This window comes from Myxococcus vastator, from assembly GCF_010894475.1.
GTDB classification, from domain to species: Bacteria; Myxococcota; Myxococcia; order Myxococcales; family Myxococcaceae; genus Myxococcus; species Myxococcus vastator.
This window is the reverse complement of record NZ_JAAIYB010000657.1, coordinates 1-3,430: the sequence shown is the minus strand read 5'-3', so window position 1 is coordinate 3,430 and position 3,430 is coordinate 1. Positions and strand designations below refer to the sequence as shown.

The window sequence follows — 3,430 nt, the reverse complement described above, 5'->3', positions numbered from 1 at the left end:
GTGCTGGTGCGGGGCGGGGTGTTGGGGTTGACGCTGGAGGCCGTGGCGGCGGAGGCGGACCTGAGCAAGCCCTCACTCTTCTACTACTTCCGCTCCAAGGAGGACCTCGTCGGGGCGCTGGCGGTGGAGGGGCTGGAGCGCGAGGTGAAGGTGCTGGAGGCGGCGGTGACAGCCGCGGCCAGCGGCGTGGAGGCCCTGGCCGCGCTGGTGCGGGCCCGGGTGGACTTGTACGCGGAGGACCTGGACGGCTTTCGCGTCGTCTACCTGTGGCCACAGTTGACGGGGCGGCAATCCGAGGCCCACCAGGCGCGGGTGCTGGCGCTGAGTGGACAGCTGAATGACGTGCTGGAGGCGCGGCTCCAGGCGGATGCGCGCGCGGGCCGGCTGGCCCCGGGGCTCCAGCCGCGTCGGCTGGCCAACCTGGCCTGGACCGTGGCGCACGGGGTGCTTTCCCTGGGGGCCGGACTGGAGCACTCCGGTGTAGGAATGCGCTTCACCTTGTCTCAGCTTCGTGACGAGGCCTGTGCGGTATTGCTGCGCAGTAGCGGCCGCTAGGGTGGCTGTGAAGGGGGGGACGGGCGCGCTATGTAGAGGGCCTCCTTCCCGTCGTTCCTTTTTGGAGGCTTCATGCGGTCGTACCTTGCATCTCTCGGAGTTGCCGGCGTTGTGTCGGCGTGCCTTGTCTCCGGTTCCGCGTTCGCCAACTCCGCGGGCATCAGTAGCCACAGCGGTAAGCAGGGTTCGAGCCTCACCTGTGCGTCGTGCCACACCGGCGGCGGCACCGCGCCCACGGTGACCATCGAAGGGCCCACCACGCTGGCGCCGGGCGCCACCGGCAACTACACGCTCGTCATCCGGGGCGGTCCGGCCTCCGGCGCGGGCTACAACGTGGCGGTGAGCGACAACGGCGGCACACTCAACCCGGGCACGGGCTCCATCAAGCTGAGCGGGGAGGTCACCCACAGAACCATCCAGGCGTTCTCCGGCGGCGCGGCCCGCTTCGACTTCACCCTGGTGGCGCCGTCCACCCCCGGCAGCGTCACCCTGTACGGCGCGGGCAACTCGGTGAACGACAACGGCACCGAGCAGGGAGACGCCTCCGCGGCCACCACGCTCAACGTCACCGTGGCGGCTGGCGGCGGCGACGACGGCGGTGGTGACGACGAGGGCGGCTGCGCCGCCGCGGGCGGTGTCCCGCTGCTGGGCGCGGCCCTGGCGCTGCTCGGCACGCGCCTGCGCCGTCGCCGCTAGGCCTCGTTGAAAGGAGGCCTCCGGGCGCGACAGCGCTGTCAGTGGCCGGAGGCCACCGAGGCGGTGAACTCGTCAGGCAGGAAGGCGGCGAAGGACGGCACTCGTCGAGGCTTCCGCCGGGAGTTGCCCGCCAGCCGCAGGATGGCCACGGACACCAGCCCCAGGCCCACGGCGCTGCGCAGGGGCGCTGGACGGCGTGCGCGGCGCCGGGCGCGGTAGCGCAGGAGGCCCACGGGCAGCAGGGCGGCGGGAATGGCCGTCAGCGCCCAGGCGCGCCAGTGGGACGGGCCAGTCGAATTGGATGCCAGTGTCGTTTTCATGAAGCATCAGGTTGGGCGCGGGATGGAGCAGGGGGAAGGGTGGCCCGGACCGGACGCGGTCGGGCTCCCGGGTCGGGCCCCTCCGATAGAGGGCGGACACAGCCTCGGCTCCCTGCCTGCGGATGGCCTGCCCGGCCGGCTGTCTCCCGGACGAGCCGGGGTGGGCGAGGCGACAAGGTCGCGTGGGGGGACTTAACATCGCGCCCCTTCCGACCATGTGCCTTCGCCGCCTCCTCCCCCTCCTGTTCCTGATGGGGCCGCTCGCGTGTGCGACCGGCCCTGGCCACCTCGCCTCCACCGAGTCCGTCGCCGCCGTGCGGCGCGCTCCGGGCGAGCTGCGGGTGATGACCTTCAACATCCAGTCCGGCGCCCGTGGGTTGGAGCGCGTGGCGCACGTGATTCGCGCCGCGGTGCCGGACGTCGTCGCCTTGCAGGAGGTGGACGTGGGGTCCACCCGCGCGCGGGGCATGGACCAGACGGAGGAGCTGTCCCGCCTCACCGGCCTGAAGTACCGCGCCCACTTCCGCACCACGGACTTGTACGGCGGGGCCTACGGCATCGCCGTGCTGTCGCGCTTCCCGCTGGAGGCGCTGGCGCAGTACCCGCTGCCGGGGCCGCGCGGCGCGGAGCCTCGCACGGTGGCGCACGCGGTGGTGGGGGTGGACGGGCGCGAGGTGAGCGTCTACCTCACGCACCTCATCCGCCGGCCCTTCAACAGCGACACCCGCGTGCGGCAGAGCGCGTACGTGGCGGGGTTGATGGCGCGGGACTCGCGGCCCAAGGTGTTGATGGGGGACCTCAACGACGGGCCGGATTCCCGCTCCACGCGGCTGCTGCGGCGGGCCCTGCATGACGTCGCCGCCGCTACGGGAGGCACGTATCCGCTGCCGCTCTTCCTGCCCACGCTGCGCATCGACTACGTGCTGGCGTGTGATGCCTTCACGTCCGTGGCCAGCCGGGTGCTGCGCGTGGACGTGTCCGACCACTACCCCGTGGTGGCGGACCTGCGGTTGAAGCCGGAAGCCGTGCCCGTGGTCGCCGAGCGCACGGCCACCGGCACCGCGCCTTGAACGAGGCGCGGGCCGGCGCGGGCATCAGCCGACGTTGAAGCGGTACAGCACTTCGTTGTCATTGCGCGTGAAGCCCTTGAGCACCTGGTGCTCGAGGTTCTGCGCGCCCAGGTACGTCAGTCCGCCGGCGGCGAAGCCCATGACGGACAGCTCGAAGTAGGGGTGCGGCCGGGGAACGTGGGTGATGTGCAGGTCGGTGTGGCCCTGACCGGGCTGCACGTTGAGGTCGCCCTCGGTGAAGTAGCCCTTCCAGATGCCGGGGGTGAACAGCAGGAAGCGCCGGAAGTCACCCTGGCTGAACATCGCCTTGAGCTGACCCTGGCCCAGCGCGTACTCGGCGGACTTCACGCCGAACCGCCACCAGGCGCTCTGGTCGTTGTTGTAGAAGCGGGCGAGCAGCTCGTCGTTGAGCCGGAGGAACGCGTCCGCTGGCATGCGCGACACCGGCATCACGGGCTTGGAGAAGAAGGGCTCCTTCTTCGCGAAGTCGGTGAGGAACGCCTTCCAGGCCGCCTCCCCGTGGGTCTGCACCATCAACTGCTGCCGGGCCAGGAAGGCGACGCCTTTGACTTCCATTCACGCTCCTTCACGGGGGCGCGAACGCCCCGCGTCTGGGTTTGCGGGGCACATTGTGCTGTGAATGTTTCATGAGACGAAGCGGGGATGTGACAACCGCTCGCGTCCGCTCGCCCCTCAATCGAGCTGGAGCCCGCAGTCGCTACAGGCGCCTTCCAGCAGCGGCGCGGCGGTGCCACAGGCCGGGCAGGGAGGCTCGCCGTCCTCGGGGAG

The 3,430-nt window shown here is 71.1% G+C and carries 5 protein-coding genes; 3 read left to right on the top strand and 2 right to left on the bottom strand.

The window, feature by feature from the left end; translation table 11 throughout:
* Both G4D87_RS35650 and G4D87_RS35645 read left to right on the top strand, forming a co-directional pair.
* A partial coding sequence (locus tag G4D87_RS35650) for a TetR/AcrR family transcriptional regulator (protein WP_163787207.1) occupies positions 1-555 on the top strand: 555 nt, incomplete at its 5' end.
* A 72-nt stretch (positions 556-627) separates the two neighbouring features.
* Complete coding sequence (locus G4D87_RS35645; protein WP_163787205.1) at positions 628-1,251, top strand: MXAN_6652 family MXYO-CTERM-anchored protein; 624 nt, start codon at positions 628-630, stop codon at positions 1,249-1,251.
* Between the two features lie 38 nt (positions 1,252-1,289).
* On the opposite strand, the gene G4D87_RS35640 is transcribed toward G4D87_RS35645, so the two are convergent.
* Complete coding sequence (locus tag G4D87_RS35640; protein WP_240358871.1) at positions 1,290-1,571, bottom strand: hypothetical protein; 282 nt, start codon at positions 1,569-1,571, stop codon at positions 1,290-1,292.
* A 215-nt stretch (positions 1,572-1,786) separates the two neighbouring features.
* Here G4D87_RS35640 and G4D87_RS35635 point away from each other — a divergent pair, with 215 nt between their 5' ends.
* The gene (locus G4D87_RS35635) at positions 1,787-2,641 is read left to right on the top strand and encodes an endonuclease/exonuclease/phosphatase family protein (protein WP_163787203.1); all 855 of its coding nucleotides are present in this window, start codon (positions 1,787-1,789) and stop codon (positions 2,639-2,641) included.
* A 24-nt stretch (positions 2,642-2,665) separates the two neighbouring features.
* Here the strand turns inward: G4D87_RS35635 and G4D87_RS35630 are convergent, their stop codons facing one another.
* Positions 2,666-3,217, bottom strand: a complete 552-nt coding sequence (locus G4D87_RS35630; protein WP_163787201.1) for a hypothetical protein — start codon at positions 3,215-3,217, stop codon at positions 2,666-2,668.
* Positions 3,218-3,430: the final 213 nt, after the last annotated feature.

Bases quoted from the DNA above. Each gene is read 5' to 3' on its own strand.
- G4D87_RS35630 (WP_163787201.1), bottom strand. From the start codon at position 3,217: ATGGAAGTCAAAGGCGTCGCCTTCCTGGCCCGGCAGCAGTTGATGGTG.
- G4D87_RS35635 (WP_163787203.1), top strand. From the start codon at position 1,787: ATGTGCCTTCGCCGCCTCCTCCCCCTCCTGTTCCTGATGGGGCCGCTC.
- G4D87_RS35645 (WP_163787205.1), top strand. From the start codon at position 628: ATGCGGTCGTACCTTGCATCTCTCGGAGTTGCCGGCGTTGTGTCGGCG.
- G4D87_RS35640 (WP_240358871.1), bottom strand. From the start codon at position 1,571: ATGAAAACGACACTGGCATCCAATTCGACTGGCCCGTCCCACTGGCGC.